The following is an 18,473-nucleotide window of genomic DNA, read 5'->3' on the forward strand; positions in this document are numbered from 1 at the left end:
AACACCCGGTTTATTACATCGGCTCTGGTAAGAGGCAAATGGGGTGATATGACCGTCTCCGTGTGATGATAAATGAAATAGCTTCAAGGAGATATCGCATGTCTGGAAACATCGTCCGCCTCCACCGCGTATTACGTTCGACGCCGGAAAAAATCTATCGCGCTTTTCTTGATCCGGATGCGATGGCCAGGTGGCTGCCGCCGAATGGATTTGTGGGTAAGGTGCACGCTATGGACGCCAAGGTAGGCGGTGGCTACAGGATGTCCTTCACCAATTTTTCCACTGGGCATAGCCACTCTTTTGGCGGCGTTTACCATGAGTTGGTTCCTGGGGAGCGTATTCGCTACACCGCGTCTTTTGATGACGCTAATTTGCCAGGCGAGATGCAGACTACGGTTACTTTGAGACAGGTCGCCTGCGGTTGCGAGTTGCACATTGTCCAGGAAGGCATTCCTGACATGATACCCGTAGAGGCCTGCTACCTGGGCTGGCAGGAGTCTCTGGAGCATCTGGCGAGGCTGGTGGAGCCCGAGATACCGGACTGATCCTGATTCCCGTCGCCGGGGGCTCCTTTCCAACGAAATTGTCCGATATAGTGATTTCCAATTCGCGCAGGCTAGGTCGCGTCTGCAAACTCATTCAAGGAAACGCTATGTCGGAAAAGATGAAAATGCTGGCGGGTCAGCTCTATGACCCGACTGATCCTGAACTGGTGGAAATGCGCCTGAGCGCGCGCTTGTTGACGGAACAGTTGAATGCCGCCAGCGCAGTAGAGCCGGATGCGCGCAGGCGTCTGGTCAAAGAGCTGTTTGGGAGCACCGGGGAGAACATTTTCATCGAGTCTTCTTTCAACTGTGACTATGGCCGTCATATCCATGTGGGCGAAAACTTTTACGCCAATTTCGGTTGCGTGATTCTGGATGTGGCGGAGGTGCGCATTGGCGATAACTGTCTGATTGCGCCACAGGTCGGCATCTACACCGCCACCCATCCTATCGATCCCGTGGAGCGCAACAGCGGCAAAGAATACGCCTTGCCCGTCACCATCGGCCACAACTGCTGGATTGGCGGACACGCTACGATTAACCCGGGCGTCACTTTGGGCGATAACGTGGTCATCGCCTCCGGCGCGGTGGTGACTAAAAGCTTCGGGAATAATGTGGTGATCGCGGGAAATCCGGCTAGAGTGATAAGAGAAATACCGTAGGTTCGAGGCGCTACCTCGTCCCAATACAGTAAGAACAACATGCGCGCACAGGCGCTGGCGCCGGAGGGGGAATATTATGCTGGAATTGAATCGGGAACGATGGGCGCAGTTATCGCATGCATTCGGTGAAGCGGGGGATATCCCGGACATGCTGCGGGAGCTGGCGAAAATGCCGCCGTCGGATACCTTTGAGTCGGAACCCTATTTCTCGCTTTGGAATGCGCTGTGTCACCAGGGGGACGTTTATACTGCGTCCTATGCGGCGGTTCCTCATATCGTGGATATCCTGAGCCGGAATCCCCAGGAGGCGCCGATAGACTTCTTTCTGTTGCCCGTATCAATAGAAATCACCCGGCTTCATGGCCATGGACCTGATTTGTCGGCGGAACTGGAGGAGGGCTATCACAACGCCATCGCCATGTTGCCGGGTCTCGCCGCCAAGGCGAAACCGAAGGATGAAGTCGGCGTGAGAGTATTGGCCGCTGTCATGGCTGTGGTACATGGTGAGGCGGCTATGGCGGAAGCGATTATGGAATTAAGTCCGGAAGTGATTGAAGACTTTATGGAAGAGATATAACGGACTCTTATTGGTGGTGAGTTTTTTAAATATATATTTCTACTTGCCACAATTAAGACATTGTTGAGATAAATCGGCGCTTAGGCTTGAATACCGAAAAAGCAGAGACGAATATTATCGACTCTGCTTTTTTCATTTTATAGATCCAGTCTGGATCTAATCATTAATCCAACCAGTAAACGTCTTGTACTGTGATTAAAGTGCCTGCTTGAGAGTTCATGGAGCCTTCGCGCAGATACACTTTCTCACCCACGATTTCCACCCACAAACCGTCCAGCTTCATCGCGTCCTGTTGGTTGATGCTGAAGTTCAGCAGGTAGTTGCCGCCCTCTGGCGTACGCAGGCTGATATCGGCGAAACGAATATCTTTGGCGGGCTTGGTGACCACCAGCTTGCCGCTCAACGTAACGATGTTTGGCGTTACGTCAGTCACGCAAGCGCCGCTTTCTTCAGAGTAAACGCTGCCTTCCTCGCAAGAACAGTGGCTGGGAGCGCCCCAGGCGCCCAGGTCACGGGTGCAGACCTGAGGATAACGGCCTTGTCTGCCAAGGTCGTTGTAAGCAGTCTGAGTCAGACAGGTGCCAGTGACTTCGCTGTACACCTCGTCTTCAGGGCACTGACAGATACTGGCGTTGCCCCAGACGTTGATATCCATGGTGCAGATCAACGCATCGGTTTTACCTTCCGCAAAAGCGGGCAGAGTGAAAATACAAAGACATGAAAGCAGAGCCAGTTTAATTAATCTCATTGTTACCTCTAACCTGTAATTTTAATTTCCATATATTGAAATATTTTGGCAATAAATGAGCAGAATATAGTCTGATCAGAACAGGACTTAGAATATATAAAACCCATTGACTGCAACGGCGCGCATTGTAGGAAGGGAAAGTAACTCCGCCTATCGTATTTTCTACGAGTCGCCGAAAATAAATGACGAAAAATTAAAAATATGGGGCGATATAAAAGGCGAATTGATGTGAATCAATTATGAAAAATGATATGTGGTAATCATGTAAATATATCGGTTTTAACGTATTGTATATGGATGTTTAAATATTGATTGGCGTAAGTGCGCCAAAGAAGACGCGGCGCTCTGTGCGAGCGCCGAAAAGGAGTCGTTATTGTCCTGCTACGCCAATAACGGATTTGCCATTGCACTGGGCGCCGTCGGCGCCGCAGATCAAATTCGTGTTGGCCTGCTCATAAACCATTCCGAACAAAATCTGATTATTACCAATGGGAGAAGCCGCGGGGATATGGGCGGACTGGTCGGCGCGGAATTCGGTGAATCTCAGCTTTTTCGCCTCATTTGTAACCTGCAGCAACAGGCCGGCGGTGACGCCGTCAGCGGCGCCTGTCGCGCCTGCAAACAGGAACTTACCGATGTCCAGCGCCTGGAAGTCGATAGCTACCTCGTTCTGCTTATGGTCGATCAAGTTGTAATTACGCAGACTTCCATCTGGTGAGAACTCCGCCAAAAAGAAGTCTCTCTCAACGCCGCCGCCCGGTTTTTGCACGGCGGCGTCGCCGCCAACCCAAATTTCGCCATTTTGCACGACAACTCCGCCCAGGGACTCGTCAAACTGTTTATCCAGCAGCAGCGTGTCCAGATATTGGCCTTGAGTGGTCAATAAGGTGACGGCGATGTCTTCATCATTATCGCCTTCATTGTGGTTGCTTTGTTGCAGCATACGGCCAAAGTGCTGGTCATAGACGGGTATGAAGGCGTCTTTGGTCTCAAAGGCGACGGCGATGCGATCATCTCCTTCCGAGACCGCTATTCTGGCGTGCAGCGGTCTGACTCTTCTCCACATCGCGAAATGGGTGGGCATAATCTGATGATCCCAGGATTGGGATAAGTTCAGGTTCATGGCGTAAACCTTGATCCCGTATGTATAGGCCAGAAGATAAACGGAGTTAGCCTCCACTTTGAGGGAAAGTAATGCGTTATTGGGAAGTGTGGGGTTGTTTGCGTAGTACAAATCCGTGATGGGAAACGAGGTGATCGTACCGTCTTCATTAACGTCGTACTCAATCAGATCCGCTGCATCCGGCGCGTCGACCAGTCGGGTCTGCGCCAAGATGTCGCCCTGCATGGAGAACTTGCTGAGCACTACATAGCTGCGTTCGGGATTGGCTGGCAGCTCAGGACCGACAGGTTGCAGTCCCACCGCTATCAAGCTCCCAAGAGGGGTAAAAGCGATGTCTTTGAAGGCGGTCAGCCCATCTTGCTCTTTGCTGAACAGTAAGTCTCCTTGCGGGGCCAGGCACTCCAGCTTACTTTTCCATGTATTGTCAGCGGTGTTTTGGGCATAGGTGTAGCAGACGGAGCCGTCAGGTCCGTGCGCGACCTTCGTTATCTGATTTTTGAAATCAGAAGAAATAGTGCGGTAGTTCGCACGGCCGGACCACATGGCGCTGTCAGGAAACTGACCTGTCGCCGGACCGGGGTCGACCACTTCAGCGGGGTTTGGTGTATTTGTCTGACCCGAAGCTCCGCCTGAGCTTCCAGAGCCTCCGCCGCACGCGGTGAGCGAAAGCAGAGAGAGTAGGGAGGCGAAAGTAACGATGCCTTTTGTCACAGAAGTACTCCTTGTATTAAGCGGCGGCGATACAGGAAATGTATGGTTCTGTGGGCGCCAACCGCGATGGGAAGGCGCATCAATCTACCGTCTAGTAGCTTGAATAACAAGAAGAATGTCAAATAAATGACCTGTGGTCACTATGTGCGCAAGAGCTGTAGTTTCAGAAAAATAGAAGGAAGCTGTTTGTCTGTCTGGTTAATAAGTCAAGCGCCGGCCGCTGACACAATCAGTGTAAGTAGTAACGGAACGCCAACCAGCAGGGCCGGTAAAGTCAGCGCGTAAAAAACAGGCCTTGCTACGACTGATCTGGCGTTGGAGGCGAATAAAGCGGACAGGATCAGCAACCCTTCTGTCAGCAGTAAATTGCTCCCTATGCTTTTGGCGGCGCCGACGCTCTCGTCAAAAAATAACGCGTTTATGCTGTGGGCGGCGGTGACCAACGCGAGGCAGGTAAACCCAACCGCGATGACTACTCGTAACCTGGCCAGGATGGATAGATAAACGTTTGCTTTGGACATGGACAAAAGGGGCTCCAATTCGCTTAAGAGTGACTGTATGCAATGCATGCCTGGGATGGGGCGCATTCTATCGCGTGAGGTCGCGATCATTGAAAAAGAGATTATAATCGCTTCGCTTTTTCACTCATAAAGGAATGCCATGATGACCAAGGAAAAATTCGATGGTCTTGCAGAAGACTATGATCTGTATCGTCCCCGTTATCCTCAGGCGTTAATGGCGATTATCAGGGACGCCTTGCCTGAGCGTGACTCCTTGAACATCGCTGATGTCGGGGCGGGAACGGGCATCGCATTGGAAGGGCTGATGCCGATACTGGGTAATCAGCATTGTTATTATGCGGTGGATATTTCCGCTGACATGATTGCGCAAGGGCGGCGCAAGTTTCCTAATGTCGATTGGCGCTTAGGAAAGGCGGAGGAGGTCATCCCGACGCTACCAGAGCTTGATCTGATTCTGGCGGCGCAATCCTTTCAGTGGATGGACCGTCCCCAAATGCTTGCGGCGACTCGACAGGCGCTGTCTTCCGATGGCGTATTCGCCGTCATTCAAAACAATCGCCACTATCAAAACAGCCGATTCCTGGACGGCTACGAAAGTCTGCTGGAGACATGCAGCCCAGGCTACAGCCGCCACTACCGGAGCTTCGATTTCCAGGGCGAAATCGCCGACGCGTATACCCGTCCGCGGGAGGCGGTGACGTTCCATTCACATCATTGGACAATGTCCTTCCCCGCCTCAGCCTTCGTCGGCATGAGCCGCTCATCGACACAGGCGCAACGCGCACTGGCGGCGGACGAAACACGCTTTCTACAAAGGCTGGATGCGTTGCTGAACCAGTATATGCAAGATGGAAATATCGAGTTGAGCTATGAGAGTCAGTTGTTTCTTGTTGGGATGGGGTAATCGAGTAAGGCTTAGGTGGGGTAAATTAAAAGGAGCCGAAACAAATTTCGGCCCCTTTCTTTTTTACTTAAACGTCCATGCCCTGAGAGCGCAGGTATTCATCATAAGTGCCTGCGAAATTGATCACGCCGTTAGGTGTGATGTCGATGATTCGCGTGGCGAGTGAGGAGACGAATTCGCGGTCGTGGCTGACGAAAACGACGGTGCCTTCGAACTTCTCCAGAGAGAAGTTGAGGGATTCGATGGATTCCATGTCCAAGTGGTTGGTGGGTTCGTCCATAACAATAATGTTGGGACGTTGCAGCATGATCTTTCCGAATAGCATGCGGCCCTGTTCACCCCCGGAAATTTTGGTGACGGACTTTTTGATCTCATCGCCGGAAAACAACAACTGTCCCAGGATGCCGCGAATCACCTGATCGTCATCTTTAGGCTGGCGCCATTGGCTCATCCACTCGAATAAGCTCATGTTTTCAGCGAAATCAGCCGCGTGATCCTGGGCGTAGTAACCAATCGACGCGCCTTCCGACCACTTTACGACGCCAGCGTCCGGTTCGACTTCATTCATCAGGCAGCGCATCAGTGTGGTTTTACCCGCGCCGTTAGCGCCCAGAACCGCCACTTTTTCGCCAACTTCAACCATCATATCCAGCTTTTTAAACAGGCTGAGGTCTTCATAGCCTTTGCTGAGGCCTTCCACTTCCAGCGCCAGACGGAACAATTTCTTTTCCTGGTTGAAGCGGATGTAGGGGTTAACCCGGCTGGAGGCTTTGACTTCCGCCAGCTGGATTTTCTCCATCTGACGAGCGCGGGATGTCGCCTGCTTGGCTTTGGACGCGTTGGCGGAGAAGCGGGCGACGAACTGCGCCAGATCGTCCAACTGCGCCTGCTTCTTCTCATTCTCAGCCAGTAGCTGTGATCGGGCCAGAGTCGAGGCGGCCATGTATTGGTCATAGTTGCCAGGGTAGAGGCGAATCTCGCCGTAATCCACATCCGCCATGTGCGTGCAGACGCTGTTCAGGAAGTGACGGTCGTGGGAAATAATGATCATGGTGCTGTTTCTGGCGTTCAACACATCTTCCAGCCAGCGGATGGTGTTGATGTCCAGGTTGTTGGTTGGCTCATCGAGCAGCAGAACATCTGGATCGGAAAACAGCGCCTGCGCCAGCAGAACCCGTAACTTCCAGCCGGGAGCGACAGCGCTCATCAGACCATAATGCTGTTCGACGGGAATGCCGACGCCAATCAACAATTCACCTGCGCGGGATTCGGCGGTGTAGCCGTCCATCTCTGCAAAGGCGCCTTCCAGGTCGGCGACTTTCATGCCGTCCTCGTCGCTCATTTCCGGCAGGCTATAGATGCGGTCCCGCTCACGCTTTACTTCCCACAGCTCGGGATAGCCCATGATGACGGTGTCGATGACAGAGTAGCTTTCATAGGCGAACTGATCCTGACGCAGCTTACCTACGCGGGCGTTGGGCTCAATGGACACGACGCCGGCGGTGGGGCTCAAATCGCCGCCGAGGATTTTCATAAACGTCGACTTCCCGCAACCATTAGCGCCGATCAGGCCGTAGCGGCCGCCGGGAGAGAACTTGACGGAGACGTTTTCAAACAGCGGCCGGGAGCCGAATTGCATGGTAATGTTCGCGGTACTAATCACAGCATTGTCCAGGAAATAAACAGAAACGGTCGCGCATGATAGAGCAATCGCCGCTTAGGGCCAAGTGTGGCGGTGTGATATTAAGGGAAATCCGCTGACCACTGCTGGGTTTGGGCGTGAAATGTCGGTAATTTACAAGCTGCTGGAAATTGACGGGCGTACAATCAATTGCTGTCCGCTTGAAGTCCTGCTTTTTATATCCAACCAGCACTACGAGAGTTGAAAATGGCGCTAGGTAGTCATTCGAACGTACACAATACATGTCTAAATATTCTTAAAAAGCAAGGTTACAGGCTATGGCTTCACTATGACGATGAGGACCTCCCGCTTGCAGAAGCAGATCTTTCAATGTGTCTTTGGTGCGCGGAAAAAAATGGTTACAAGTTCATCGCCAGTAATCCAATCGAGTTATTAGGTTTAGCAAAAATATATGAGTTTAAAGGCGAGCCGAAGACGGATGAGATCCCGTATTGGTGGCGTGTGATTGATGAGAAAGTAAGAGATGAACTTATAGAAAAATTATTTCTCGATGATTGAGCATCAAGCATAGACCCCATGTAAACTCCATGGGGACATGCAAGTCTGCATGATTTGACCCAGGTCGCAATTCTCCCACCCTCAGCTAAAAAGCTTTTGCCTGGGTTCACGGCAAGGGTGCATGATCTCTTCTGAATAACGTTAAGTTAACTGTTTTTGTCGGCCTGCGTCTGGCCGGTCATAACCTGCAGTATTGCGGACATCCAGTATTCAGCCGCCGCGATAGGTTTTTTGAAGCTATCGATAACAACAATGGAAGGGGGCAGGGAGTACTGTGAACGCAATATCTAAGGAGTTGGAGCAGGGGTTTTTCACGCAGTCGGTGATCGGCGATCAGCCTTATCCCAGTTATGAGTTACGCAATATTCTGGCGTGCCTGGGGGAATGGGGCGACGTCGAGTTTGTGGAGTCTGTTTTGAAGCGGGTGGGGCTGGATTGGGAGCGCTTGTGGGAAGAGCCTTCCATGCCCACTCATAGATTGCTGCAAACGCTGGATCTGGTGCGAGAGCGCTACGCTACTCCCGGCCTGGGGTGCGCTATCGGGCAATCCTACACGCTGGCCAGTCTGGGAGAAATCGGAGTACAGGTGGCGACCTGCCGGACACTGGGTGAAGCCCTGGTGTTGGTGGAGCGCAACTATGATCAGCTTGGCGTTGTGATGGATAAATCGCTCACCTTACAGGGCGATCAGGTGGTGGTGCGGCACTACAACGTCAGCGGTCTGGATCATGAAACGCTCGATTTTCTGATGGAGATCTGTATCGCCGCTTTTTTCACCGTCGCCAGAGAAGTGGCGGGATTCGACTTTCCCTTGCGTTATGTGTCTTTTACGCGAGAGCCTCCGACGGACCAAAAAATATATCGTCTGGTATTCGGCGATCAATTACGTTTTTCCCAGCCCTTCATCGAATGGGCGTTTGACGTGCGCTTGCTGGAAGAGCCGGTGCGGGTGCATCTAGCCGACGCGACGCCGATGCGGGAACAGCCGACCTATCTGCAGTTCACCGCCTGGGATGAAACCAGTCTGGTGCAGCGCATCAGCGACATGCTATACGCCAGCCGCGGCTTCCCTGAGCTGCCGGAAATCGCCAAGCGGCTGAATATGAGTCCACGCACATTGCGGCGCCGGCTGGCGACGGCGGGGATCAATTATCAGCGGCTGCTCAATCGAATTCGGTGTCAGCAGGCGATTGCGTTATTACAGGAGGAGGCGCTGGCGGTGGATGATATCGCAGACAGGCTGGGATTTACGGAGGTCGCCAACTTTCGGCATGCGTTCAAGAAATGGCTAGGACTGCCCCCGGGGGCAGTCCGTTCGGTTTAGCGTCTAGGGTGTCGCAAAAGCTGGTTTAGCGACTGTTTTTATAAAGTTTTTTGTCGTTTGGCGCGTATGTGCAGCCTGTTGTCAGGTTGTAACCTGAATTATCGACGCGCGCAAGGGCTTAATCTACGCAGTCGTTGGTCGCCATCCGCGCAATCCATTCATGTATCAGGGCTTGTCCTTCCTGGTGCACAAGCTGCCGGCCGATTTCCGGCATCTTATCGCCAGGCTGGTCGGACGCCATTCTGAAGTTGATGATGGAGGCGTCCGGCGATCCCGGCTCTATGTCGTAACTCAGTGCGCCGCCGCCGTAAGCCACGGGTTGTTTGCAAATGCCGTGCTGACTTTGGTAGTCCGCGAAGCTGCGCCAGAACTCCAGGCTGAGGCCGGTGTTCGAGGCGCTGCCTTCAGGACGGTGGCAATGCGCGCAGTTAATGTCCAGGTAGCCTTTCGCCAGACGATGGATCTGATCGTCGGAATAGCCCGCCAGATTGGAAGCGTCCGCGTCGCTATAGTTGGGCACGCTGTCTATGCTGGACAGATCATCCGGCAGACCGAAAAGAATGCCTTTCTGGCGCCAGTAGGCAAGCTGGTTGGCGGCGCCGTCGGCGTAAGTGTAAGTCCAGTTAAGCTGACGCGCTTTGGGTCCCAGGGGAACAAAGCGGGAGCCGGACTCCGTCTTGAACTGGTGACACTGCTTGCACTTATTAGTGTCGGGAACCTGATAAGTGAAGCTTTGCTGCGCCCCGTTATGCACCACCGTTGCGGCGTAGTTGCCTCCCGCCACGCTCAGCTCCGCGTCGTCCTCGTTAGCGTCCCAAATATAGGGCAGCGCGACCCAGCCGCTGGCGCGCCGGATCAACAGGCGGGTTTCCAGTAAGCGCTCATTGTCCAGTCCGCGGTTCGCCGTGTCCGTCGGCAGCGCGAAGGTTTTGGTAATGACGGTTCCTTCGGGAAAGTCGATGATTTCCTGTTCGCTGTATTGGGCCTGTTTGCCTTCAGGAACGTACACCACCCGGTATTTGCTCGCATAATCCGTGAACAGTGGGGTGGCGAGATCATATACTATGCCGGCCCCGCCGGTGGTCTGCGTTGGGTCCGCACCGCTGAACAGACGATAGCTGGACAGGTAGCGGCAATTGGTGGAAGCCAGCGCGCTCCAGTTCACCCCATCGCCGCTTTCGCCGCACACGCCTGCTTCTTTGGAGGTGGAGCCGCCACTGTCAGCGGTTCCGTCGCCACCGCTGCTGCAGCCGGCGATCACTCCGGCCATTATCCACAGCACGCCGCCACAAATAGCGGCTTTTTTATTGTTTTGCATAAGCGCCTCAACTCTTTACTGATGTGTCTAGCCTTGGTGTTTACAGGCTGCAAGCCGCATGGGCGTCATCCTGACCGCATCCGTGCACTTTGCCGGCGACCGTGGCGGTGGCGGCGGGAAGCCGGTCCAGATCGCAGACCAACAGACTGGCGCCGACGCCAGTGGTGGCGTCAGGTTCGCCGTCGGCGGGATCTGCGTCAGTAAATGTGGTTGGGTCCGGGTTATAGAGGAAACCCTTGGTGGCGTCGCCATTGTTGAAGACGCAAATGTTCTCCGATCCATCCGAAGCGAATGGTTCCTCAGAAAATGGCGCGCCATAGCCTGCGCGGGCCAGTAACTCTCCAAAGCCGTCGTACAGCACGCTGGGCAGGGTGGTCTCCCCAATGGCCTGAAATGCGGGGAGCACACCCTGTATTAAATCGCCTCGCGGACTGGCGCCTGAGTCGCTGATGCTGTTGTCGTGAATGGAGATGTTACGAGGAACGGAGCGCCAGCCGTCAGCCATGATGCCGTCCATGACATATTGCGCCATCTCCGTCTGGGTGGCGGCGATGAAGAAAGAAGAGACGGTGACGGAGGTGGTGTCGTGATTGCTGATGGCGTTGTTATAAACCTCCACATCCGCGGTGGACAGCACGATCACGCCGGTGCCGGGAGGCACGATATGCACGCCAGCGGGATTGCTGCTGGCGTTGGCGAAGTTATCGGTATTGTTATCGCGGATGATGTTGTTGAACACCCTTACGGTGGAGCCGTATTTGTGATTGCCGATGGGCAGGTCGAACACGAGGATGCCGCCGGTGTTGCTTTCCGCCACATTGTTGTAAACATCCGCGTTGTGAGAGTTTTCGATTTCAATGCCCGCGACGTTCTCCTTGGCGATATTGCGCCGCACCACGATATTACGGGACTGCCCGACGTAAACGCCGGCGTCCGCCGAACCGCGCACATAGGAGTCTTCGATCAGGATGTTGGAGCATTCCACGGGGTACAGGCCGTAGGCGCCGTTGTCCGAGTTTAATTCGCCTTTCCACTCTGTGCGGGTGTATTGCAGACGAATGCCGTCGGAGTCCTTCAGCTTGATGCCATTGTTGGCGGCTTCCTCCACGGCGAGGTTGCGGACAGTGATGTCCTTCATGTTCTGAATGAATATGCCGTCGCCGCCCAGAGAGCCGGAAAAGTCCAGGATGGTCTTATCCATGCCGTACCCGGCGATGGTGATATTCTCCAGTGACGTCCCATCGCCGTCGGGATCGCCGTCCAGGGTCAGAGTGTCGGTGATTTGCAGGCGTCCTTCAGGCAACACCAGATAATCGCCGGACTGCGCAGTGATAAACGCAGTCTTGATTGCGATGGTGATGTCGCCGTCGGCGCTGATGAATTTTGCGTTGTCGGGAAAGTTGGCGCCGCTGGAGCTGTCGCCGCCAGTGGTGTCGCTACTGCATCCGGTCAACGCTGCGATAGAAAGACAAAGAGCCGGCGCAAGGCCGGCGGGGATGAAATTGGGTTGCATAGTGTCCCTCGCGTTCTTTTTATTATTGGGCGGCCAAATAAGAGGACAGGTTGTCCGCTTTTTGGGTGTTTTCTGTTATGCCGTAAAAGCGGGGAGGGTCACAATGTGCAAAGTGGCCAGCGGTAATTTTATTCTGATTAATGCTGGCGTAGAATCGACGTCCGGGAAGGCGAAGGCGGGTGATCGGCTGTAACCGTCTGTATAAAGTTATTTTTTCTTAACAATGTGAGAAAAATACCAGTTTTGGGAGAAAAGTCTTATAGCATATCCGCTGGCGATGGCGGAGATTAAGGCGATGGGCTCCCCGGAGGAAATACGCTTTTTAGCGCTATTGGAATTCCCCATAATGCCGTAGCCCCCGATTTTCAGGACACAGGACAACACCTAACAAGGACTTGATGGGCAGAGAAGGATGATCAGACGCCAGATTCACCCCCTTAGACCCTTTAAAATCGGAGACTGGTGGGTCGACCCGGAAGCCAACAAGCTGGCTGACCAGGATTGTGAAATTTCTCTTAATCCCAAAGCGATGGCGGCTCTACTTGCGCTGGTGGAAGCGCAGGGCCGAGCGCTGGGGGAGGCGCAACTGCAGGAAAAAATCTGGCCGTCGTTCGCGCAGCCGGATGCTTCCGTCGATCAGATTATTTCTCAATTACGCAAGGCCTTTGGCGACAATGGCAGACCGCGTCGTTACATAGAACGAGACGGCTCTACTTATCGTATTGTGGCGCAAATGTCGCAGCCGGATGTGGACGGTCTGTGTCCCCACACTGACGCCCAGGGCCGTCGGCGCGGTTTGTGTAAGTGGGGGATCAGTGTCGGCGCGCTCGCCTTGGTGTTCGCATTAGGGTTCGGCGTTTTTTATCCCAAACCCCATGCTCCCAGCCAAATCATTGTTTACCCGATTCAATTGGTGGACGCCTCCCACCATCGTGATAGCGCGTATCTGGCCACCAGCGTCACGGACGCCATTCGTTCGCGACTGGTTACCCTGCATGGCGCGCGGGTGGTGTTCAGCGAGACGGCGCCCTGGTCGCGGCCTGACCGGGGCAGTGCGGTCAGCGGCAGTTTGCAGGTCACCGGCTCCAGCTTGAGGTTGATTCTCAATATTACCGATCTGGCGGGCAGAGATTCCCAGTGGAGCGGCCTCATTGAAGGCGACGTCAGTAAGCTGTATGCATTTCACCAGGATCTGACGGAGACATTGATGTCTCAACTCAACGCGCCCAGTGACGAGTTCAGTGACCGCCGCGAGCCGGACCCGGAAGCTTACGATTATTACTTGCAGGGACGTCACTATTGGTCCCAGCGCGACGTGCTCTCGCTGCAGCGCGCGCTACAGAATTTTTCTCAGGCGATCAGCCTCGACGGACAGTTCGCGCCAGCCTACGTCGCCCTGTGCGACAGTTACCATTTCCTGAGTGTCTATTCGGATCTGCCCGCCAGCACGGTCTCGGAAAAGTGCGCGCCTCTGCTGGACCGGGCCTTCGCTCTGGACCCCGGCATGCCACAGGCCTATGCATCCCGCGCTTTGCAGTTTTCGGAGCAGGGCAGAGAGAGTGAGGCGGAAGGCTTCTATAAAAAAGCCATGGAGATGGCGCCGAATTACACGCCTGGCTATCTATGGTACGGGCAGTTGCTGCGCACCCAGGGACGCTATATTCAGTCTCTGGCCATGTATGAGCAGGCGTTAGAGCTGGAGCCTTTTTCCGGCGGCATCAATCGGGGGAAAGCCTATACTCTGCTGCGTATGGGGCGGCTTGAGCAGGCCCGCGACACTTATCAACGCGCTCTGGCGCTGGAGCCGGATTACCTGTACCGGCCTTTGGACCAACTGGAATTCCTGCCAATTACGGTGGACACGGCGACGGATTACTTCAACTGGTCGCGCATGTATCCCCATGTGATCGGGCGGCAACCCAACAATAAGGTAACCGAGGCGATTCTGTGGATGGCGCTTGGGGATATGAAGAAAGCGCAGGAATTACTGATTCAGGTGCCGCCGGGCATGCGCACCGGCGCCAACTATCTCTACGCGCGCGGCCTGCAGTACTCTATCAACCGGGACTATGAGGCGGCGTTGTCTGTATTTCAGCAACGGCGTAGCCAACAACCGGGGAATCGCTCCTACGCGCTGCCGGTGGCCGCCACGCTCATCAAGCTGGGACGGAACGAGGAAGCGCTGGAGGAGCTGGACCGCTATTATCCCAAGCTCGGCAATAATAAAACCTCAATCGATTCTGAAAACCGCTTCCCCTACCTGATCGCCTGCTATTTGCGGCATATCATCGGGCAGAAATCGCCACAGTATCTGCATGATGAACTCAAGCAATCCGTGTCCTATAAGATTGTCGAAGCCATGGATATACCGGAATGGTTTGTGTACGAGAACCCCGCCAAGTTGTTTGAAATCTTACGGGCGCAATTGATGTCGGGCTGGCTGCCGGATTACAACCAGTTCCTGTGGGCGCCGGAGCAGTGGCCGGAGTGGAGTTCCTTTACCCGGGATCAGCAGGAAGAGGTGACCGGTCTGTTGCGTCGCAACCGCCAATCGGTGCTGAGGGAGAGCGGGCGTGAGGACAAGCTCAATGCGTCTCTGGATAAGCGCAGCGTCAAAGAGGCGGCGGCGCTTAACTGATCCGTCGCCATAGTCTGTAAAGACGTTACCGCGCGCCCCAATCATAATCCTGAATTTGATGTACGCGCTCCCTTTGTTCCTCGGTGAGCACTTCCTGCATTTTTCTGCGCGCCTGCAATTGAATTTCCAGCATTTTGAGATGGGCGTCCGCCATGGCGCGATGGGCTTCCAGAATGGCTTTGTCGTCCATTTCGTCTTTGTTGAACAGGCTCTGCATGGCGGCGTGTTGTTTGTACATCTCATGAAAATGAGTCCACTGCTGTTCGCCCAACTGCTTTTGAATTTCTTCAATCTTGTTGCGCTGCTTATCATCCAGCCCCAGCAGGCCAGCCATCCGCGGTGTGCTTAAATCCATCATGCCGCCCATCATAAAGCCATCGCCCATCATGTACCCGTGACCGAACCTGTGATCAGACCCCATCATGGAATGGCGACCGTAGCCGCTCCAGTTGGATGCGCTCCAGTCGTCGCCTGTGAACATGCCGCCGCTTCCCATCATATGCCCGCTCCTCATCATGCCCTGACCGCCGCCGGCGCAGTCTTCACAATCGCTATCGGAAGCGCTTGAGCCAAAGAAACCGTGGCCAGAGGCGGAGGCGGCCAGGCTAAGCATCAAGGCGACAGTAAGAGGTTTTAGGGGAGCGAGGATATGTCTGTGGTTCATGGCGGCGTCTCCTTTTGGGTTGGAGTAGGTGATCAGTACCCCTGCTGCTCAAGGTGATTCATTGAGCCCTTGGAGTGTAGATAGTCTGGTTGAAACTCATCCAATTTCCATGACTATTTTTAGTCGGTTTGACAGTCATCAATTCATTTGGCTTTTATTGCGCCCCACTAAGGCAAAATCGCGGTCTTGTGCTAGTTTCCTTTATAAAAAAACAACAAAGCCGCTACTGGCGGACATGCGAAAACCTGGGAAGATTCCACAGCGTGCGCTTGATACATCTCAAAAGTCATATTCGTTCCTACCTCCGACGTTTACTCGTCTTCTCCTTGCTTGGCGCTGGCCTGCTCTCCACGGTATTTTTGTGGGCTGATTATCAGATGATGGAGGCGTTGCCCGCCGCGCAGAAAGCGGAACTGTCTCTGCAAAGCGCCATGTTGTATCTCCTGATCGCCTGTGTCGTTCTGATCGGCGCCGTGGTGGCCTGGATACTCACTTCCAATGAGGCTCGCAATGAGGCATTGCGCGAGAGCCGCAACAACCTGGATAAAGCGCAGCAAATCGCCCGGCTGGGCAACTGGCTTTGGGATCTAAAATGCAACGAGGTGTATTGGTCGGATCAGGTCTATCGCAATCTGGGCCTGTCGCTCCACAACAACAAGGCCTCCTATGAAAAGTTCCTGGAATGCGTGCATCCAGATGACAGGGCGCGCGTGGTCAAGCTCGTGGATGAGGCGTTGGAGAATAAGCAGGTGTACGCCATCGAACATCGCGTCATCTGGCCCGGAGGCGAGGAGCGCATCATGTGCGGGGCGGGCGAGGTGATCTTTGACGCTCAGGGACACCCTGTGCAAATGCACGGAACCATTCAGGACATCACTGAGCGTAAGCGCGATGAAAATCGCAAGAATGAATATGCGCACCTGATCTACGATCTCTATAACAATGCGCCATGTGGCTATCACTCCCTGGACCCTCAAGGACTGATCGTGGACATCAACGAGACGGCGCTACGCTGGCTGGGCTATTCACGTAATGAGCTGGTCGGCAAAGTTATGTTTTGCGATCTGCTGTCGGAAGACTGCGTGCAGTTGTGCTGGGATAAGCTGGGGCAACTGAAGAAAGGCGGCACGCTGAGCAATCTGGAGTTGAATGTTCGCTGCAAAGACGGCCGGTTATTCTGCGTTTTACTGAGCAGCACGGCGCTGCAGAGTGAGGACGGCGAGTTTCGGGGCAGCCGCTGCATATTGGTGGATTACACGGAACGTCGTCGCCACGAGAAGGAGCTGCAGCAGGCGGCGGTGGTGTTCGACGCCATCCGCGAAGCGGTCATTATCACAGACGACGCGCGCAATATCGTGGCGGTGAACAACGCCTTCACCGAGATTACTGGCTACACCCTGGAAGATGTCTACGGACGCAACCCCCGCCTGCAACAGTCCGGCCGCCATGACAAAACCTTTTACCAATCCCTGTGGCGCTCCATCACCGAGCACGGCCACTGGCAGGGCGAGATCGAGAACAAGCGGCGTAATGGCGAGATCTATCCCGCCTGGCAGAACATCAATGTGGTCTACGATAGAAACGGTAAAATCGCCAACTATGTGTCGGTGTTCTCTGACATCAGCGTGATCAAAGAGAAGGAAAAGCAACTGCGCCATCTCGCCAACCATGACTCGCTGACCGGGTTGCCCAATCGACTGCTGTTCTTCAACAGCCTTGAGATTTCCCTGGAGCGGGCCAAGCGGCGGCGTATGCAAGTAGCGCTGATGTTTATCGACCTGGATCGCTTCAAGATTATCAACGACACCATGGGGCATGAGGCTGGCGATATCCTGCTGAAAACCGTGGCGCGACGGTTGTCGGAAGCGGTGCGGGGCGAAGATATGGTGGCGCGCCTGGGGGGAGACGAGTTCACCATCAGTCTGGAAGAGCTGTCCAACACCGAGGACGCCGCCGCCATGGCTGGCAAACTGATCGAAACCATTCGTCAGCCCATTCACATCGGCGGCCATGAAATTGTCTGCTCCGCCAGTATTGGCATTGCTATTTTCCCTCATGATGCGGATAGCGCGCAGAATCTGGCGCGGGCGGCGGATGCGGCCATGTATCGGGCCAAAGAGCTGCACCGCAATACCTTTGAGTTCTACACCAGCGAATTGACGGAAAGGGCGATAGAGCACCTGACTCTGAGCAGTGAGATGCGGCAAGCCCTGGAGCGCAATGAGTTTGAACTCTACTACCAGCCGCAATTCAATCTGGCCAGCGGCAAGCTGGTGGGAGCGGAGACGCTACTGCGCTGGCGGCATCCCACGCGGGGACTGATAACCCCCTACTGTTTCATCAATATTGCGGAAGACAGCGCTCTGATCGACCCCATTGGCAGGTGGGTGATCAATCAGCTGTGTCGGGATGTGGCGGGCTGGTTGAAGGAGGGGCTGAAGTTGCCACGTATCGCTTTTAATGTCTCAGGCAAACAGTTGGAGCATTACGATGTCAAAGGGCGCATCGAACATGCATTGCAACGCTGGGGGCTGGAGCCGTCCGACCTGGATCTGGAGCTGGAAGTGACGGAAGGCGCTCTACAGTATGAGGAACGCAGCGTGGAGGTGCTCAGACAGGTGCGGTCGCTGGGCCTGAGCGTGGCCATTGATGATTTCGGTACGGGATATTCCTCTCTCAGCCGGCTCAAGCGAATGCCGATAGATACGCTCAAAATCGACCGCATGTTTATTCGCGACTTACCGGAAGACCCCAATAATCAAGCTTTAGCCAGCGGCATTATTCTGCTAGGCCGGGCGCTGGGCCTCAAAGTGGTGGCCGAAGGCGTGGAGAATGTGGAGCAGTTGCGCTTTTTGCAGGAGCGCGACTGCGATGAGGTGCAGGGTTTTCTGCTCAGCAAGCCTCTGCCTAAAGCGGCGTTTGTAAAACTGTTGAAAGGGGAGGGGCTGCCTGTGATTCCGCCGGCGTCGCTGACAGTGGTCAGGAAGCCGGCGGCGTCGGATTAGCGGATGACTCCGCTTTAATG

The 18,473-nt window shown here is 54.5% G+C and carries 14 protein-coding genes and 1 pseudogene; 8 read left to right on the top strand and 7 right to left on the bottom strand.

Annotated features, from left to right (window positions below; genetic code table 11):
- The first annotated feature begins 98 nt into the window (after nucleotides 1–98).
- From KP814_RS19625 to KP814_RS19635, 3 genes are all read left to right on the top strand, one after another.
- A complete protein-coding gene (locus KP814_RS19625; protein WP_216738362.1) occupies nucleotides 99–545 on the top strand; it encodes an SRPBCC family protein in 447 nt (148 codons plus the stop codon).
- Nucleotides 546–652: 107 nt separating this feature from the next.
- Nucleotides 653–1,207, top strand: coding sequence for a sugar O-acetyltransferase (locus KP814_RS19630; RefSeq protein ID WP_216738363.1), 555 nt, complete (start codon nucleotides 653–655; stop codon nucleotides 1,205–1,207).
- Between the two features lie 76 nt (nucleotides 1,208–1,283).
- The gene (locus KP814_RS19635; protein WP_011397673.1) at nucleotides 1,284–1,784 is read left to right on the top strand and encodes a hypothetical protein; all 501 of its coding nucleotides are present in this window, start codon (nucleotides 1,284–1,286) and stop codon (nucleotides 1,782–1,784) included.
- Nucleotides 1,785–1,947: 163 nt separating this feature from the next.
- On the opposite strand, the gene KP814_RS19640 is transcribed toward KP814_RS19635, so the two are convergent.
- The 3 genes from KP814_RS19640 to KP814_RS19650 form a co-directional block, all read right to left on the bottom strand.
- A complete protein-coding gene (locus KP814_RS19640) occupies nucleotides 1,948–2,532 on the bottom strand; it encodes a hypothetical protein (RefSeq protein WP_216738364.1) in 585 nt (194 codons plus the stop codon).
- 370 nt (nucleotides 2,533–2,902) lie between these two features.
- The gene (locus KP814_RS19645; protein ID WP_216738365.1) at nucleotides 2,903–4,366 is read right to left on the bottom strand and encodes a hypothetical protein; all 1,464 of its coding nucleotides are present in this window, start codon (nucleotides 4,364–4,366) and stop codon (nucleotides 2,903–2,905) included.
- A 206-nt stretch (nucleotides 4,367–4,572) separates the two neighbouring features.
- Nucleotides 4,573–4,887: a hypothetical protein gene (locus tag KP814_RS19650; protein WP_216738366.1), complete on the bottom strand. Its 315-nt coding sequence runs from the start codon at nucleotides 4,885–4,887 to the stop codon at nucleotides 4,573–4,575.
- 142 nt (nucleotides 4,888–5,029) lie between these two features.
- Here KP814_RS19650 and KP814_RS19655 point away from each other — a divergent pair, with 142 nt between their 5' ends.
- The gene (locus tag KP814_RS19655) at nucleotides 5,030–5,791 is read left to right on the top strand and encodes a trans-aconitate 2-methyltransferase (protein WP_253938494.1); all 762 of its coding nucleotides are present in this window, start codon (nucleotides 5,030–5,032) and stop codon (nucleotides 5,789–5,791) included.
- Between the two features lie 67 nt (nucleotides 5,792–5,858).
- Here the strand turns inward: KP814_RS19655 and KP814_RS19660 are convergent, their stop codons facing one another.
- Nucleotides 5,859–7,454 (bottom strand): ABC-F family ATPase, encoded by a 1,596-nt coding sequence (locus KP814_RS19660; RefSeq protein ID WP_216738368.1) that lies wholly within the window; start codon nucleotides 7,452–7,454, stop codon nucleotides 5,859–5,861.
- A gap of 225 nt (nucleotides 7,455–7,679) precedes the next feature.
- Here KP814_RS19660 and KP814_RS19665 point away from each other — a divergent pair, with 225 nt between their 5' ends.
- Both KP814_RS19665 and KP814_RS19670 read left to right on the top strand, forming a co-directional pair.
- Complete coding sequence (locus tag KP814_RS19665; protein WP_216738369.1) at nucleotides 7,680–7,991, top strand: hypothetical protein; 312 nt, start codon at nucleotides 7,680–7,682, stop codon at nucleotides 7,989–7,991.
- A 274-nt stretch (nucleotides 7,992–8,265) separates the two neighbouring features.
- Nucleotides 8,266–9,315 (top strand): AraC family transcriptional regulator, encoded by a 1,050-nt coding sequence (locus KP814_RS19670; protein ID WP_216738370.1) that lies wholly within the window; start codon nucleotides 8,266–8,268, stop codon nucleotides 9,313–9,315.
- Between the two features lie 118 nt (nucleotides 9,316–9,433).
- Here the strand turns inward: KP814_RS19670 and KP814_RS19675 are convergent, their stop codons facing one another.
- Nucleotides 9,434–10,633, bottom strand: coding sequence for an SO2930 family diheme c-type cytochrome (locus KP814_RS19675; RefSeq protein WP_216738371.1), 1,200 nt, complete (start codon nucleotides 10,631–10,633; stop codon nucleotides 9,434–9,436).
- Between the two features lie 40 nt (nucleotides 10,634–10,673).
- The gene (locus KP814_RS19680; protein ID WP_216738372.1) at nucleotides 10,674–12,146 is read right to left on the bottom strand and encodes a parallel beta-helix domain-containing protein; all 1,473 of its coding nucleotides are present in this window, start codon (nucleotides 12,144–12,146) and stop codon (nucleotides 10,674–10,676) included.
- Between the two features lie 412 nt (nucleotides 12,147–12,558).
- Here KP814_RS19680 and KP814_RS33455 point away from each other — a divergent pair.
- Nucleotides 12,559–13,947 (top strand): annotated as a pseudogene (locus KP814_RS33455) (tetratricopeptide repeat protein); the annotation flags it as partial.
- An 862-nt stretch (nucleotides 13,948–14,809) separates the two neighbouring features.
- Here the strand turns inward: KP814_RS33455 and KP814_RS19690 are convergent.
- The gene (locus KP814_RS19690; RefSeq protein WP_216738374.1) at nucleotides 14,810–15,448 is read right to left on the bottom strand and encodes a Spy/CpxP family protein refolding chaperone; all 639 of its coding nucleotides are present in this window, start codon (nucleotides 15,446–15,448) and stop codon (nucleotides 14,810–14,812) included.
- Between the two features lie 263 nt (nucleotides 15,449–15,711).
- On the opposite strand from KP814_RS19690, the gene KP814_RS19695 reads away from it, so the two are divergent.
- Entirely contained in the window at nucleotides 15,712–18,453 is a 2,742-nt protein-coding gene (locus KP814_RS19695; protein ID WP_216738375.1) for an EAL domain-containing protein, read from the top strand.
- The last annotated feature ends 20 nt before the right edge of the window (nucleotides 18,454–18,473 follow it).

The sequence above is a fragment of the Hahella sp. HN01 genome (assembly GCF_018986435.1).
In the GTDB taxonomy this organism is placed as follows: domain Bacteria; phylum Pseudomonadota; class Gammaproteobacteria; order Pseudomonadales; family Oleiphilaceae; genus Hahella.